Annotated in this window: 3 protein-coding genes; all 3 read left to right on the top strand. The window is 33.9% G+C overall.

What is annotated here, in order from left to right:
• Positions 1-107: 107 nt before the first annotated feature.
• The 3 genes from JWG41_RS13325 (at position 108) to JWG41_RS13315 (ending at position 1,766) form a co-directional block, all read left to right on the top strand.
• The gene (locus tag JWG41_RS13325) at positions 108-758 is read left to right on the top strand and encodes a hypothetical protein (protein WP_205270426.1); all 651 of its coding nucleotides are present in this window, start codon (positions 108-110) and stop codon (positions 756-758) included.
• Between the two features lie 292 nt (positions 759-1,050).
• Entirely contained in the window at positions 1,051-1,329 is a 279-nt protein-coding gene (locus JWG41_RS13320; RefSeq protein ID WP_205270425.1) for a type II toxin-antitoxin system Phd/YefM family antitoxin, read from the top strand.
• On the top strand, positions 1,329-1,766 hold the full coding sequence (locus JWG41_RS13315) for a type II toxin-antitoxin system VapC family toxin (protein WP_205270424.1): 438 nt from the start codon (positions 1,329-1,331) through the stop codon (positions 1,764-1,766). The genes JWG41_RS13320 and JWG41_RS13315 overlap by 1 nt, the downstream gene beginning before the upstream one ends.
• The last annotated feature ends 125 nt before the right edge of the window (positions 1,767-1,891 follow it).

The raw sequence follows: 1,891 nt of genomic DNA, 5'->3' as shown, positions 1-1,891 counted from the left end.
AACTCCGTGCCAGTCCCTAACGTCCCGTTCGGGACTCAGGGTCGGGAAACGTCGTCTCCACTAGTTCGTTATGCGAAATAATTTAAAATTCATTTAAAAGGAAATATATGAAATTAAAAAAATATCTAATTATCTCGATACTGATCGCTTTGTCTTGCAAATCTATTCAGAGAATTGATGAATATAAAGCTGAATACTTAATTAAGAAGGCAACCATTCAGATTGTACAGAAATCTAAACCTAGAATAACCTTAAAGCTTTCAAACGATTTATCATATATTTTTATTCCAATTATGTATATTCCATACCTAATACATAATCCTAAAGCTGATGTTTTAATTAAAGATGCATATAGCTCAATTGAAGATAACTTTAATGCTAATTTTGTTGAAATTCTAAAGAATAAAAATTCTTTTTTTAAAAAATTAAATTATCAACAAAACGAATCTACTCATTCACTTGATGCTAATCTAGAAAAAATAGAAGTAATTGAAAATATTCGATTTAATGGTCTTCTACCAACTAATTATAAATATTCTATTTTAATAAAAGGAAAAGTTCAATTAACAAATCAAAAAACAAAAGAAATTGAATTCAATTCCTTTTGTCAAGTTTATTACCCTTTCAATAACGATCATCTCTATTCTCTACAAGACATTGCAAAAGAAGATGGAAGTATTCTAAAAGATATTATCACTACTTACATTAATTCTTGTAATGAAAAATTAGAAATAAATGGAATTATAGATTATAACTAAATTACTGCGCATAACAGCGACTTACCGCTTCGCTTCGGGACGAGCCCTCGCTTGGGCTACGCCACATAGGCTTCTGGCACTCCCCTTGCAGTCGCAAGTGTCGTTCCAGTCCCTAACGTCCCGTTACCGGGACTCAGGGCCAGCCTACGTCGGTTAGTCTAGTTCGTTATACGCAAGTTCGCAAACTTCTATTTAAAACGAAGAAAAGCATAAATTTGGCATTTTTTCGTCTTGATTTCTGTGAAAGTAACCATTATCCTGCAATTGTAACCACAATTTCGGAGTCAAAAGAATGATTTATGTCGGAGTAAGAGATCTAAAAGCAAAGCTTAGCGAATATCTCGATAAAGCCAGGCTAGGAGACGAAGTAATCGTTACTGATCACGGAAAACCAATTGCTAGACTAATAAAAGAACCAAACAAACAAAAATCTACTATTGAGAAAATGTATCTTTTAGCTGAGAAAGGTATGATACAACTTCCAAGTAAGGATAAGCAAAGTAAATCGATTACTCCGCTTAAAACAAAGTCAAAAATGACTGCATCTGATATATTACTTAACGATCGTTAATGTTTCATTATTTAGATTCAAGCGTTCTTGTAAAAAAATACTTTGATGAATTTGCTTCTGATACTGTATTAAAAATCTGGAAGGATAACCGATATCTTGCAATATCGCAAGTTGGCTATTCAGAAATCCTAGGCACGATTAATAAAAAACAAAAAATTGATAAGTTCTCTGAAAAAATAAAAGACTCTATCATAAAACAATTTAAATCTGATTGGGATCAACTTGTCAAAATTAACGTAGATCATTCAATAAATTCTGAATTAGATAGAATTCATTCAAAATATTTACTTCGAGGTTTCGATGCTATACACCTCGTTTCTGCGATTCTTCTATTCAGAGAATTAGAAGAAGAAACTTTCTTTCTTAGTGCGGACGATAATCTAGCTACTGCAGCTAAAAAAGATGGTTTAAATATCGGAATATATAATTGGAAATAAATGCGAACCTTCGTATAACAGCGGGGAAACGCTTCGCTTCGGCACTGCCGGCCTCGCTCGGTCTGCGACACATTCCTCTCCGTCACGCTTCTCGCTCCGCAAGAAGGCGCGCCGACGCTAACGCC

Source organism: Leptospira chreensis, assembly GCF_016919165.1.
GTDB lineage: Bacteria > Spirochaetota > Leptospiria > Leptospirales > Leptospiraceae > Leptospira_A > Leptospira_A chreensis.
Note: the sequence above shows the minus strand (reverse complement) of the source record. Positions and strands in the feature narration are given on the sequence as shown.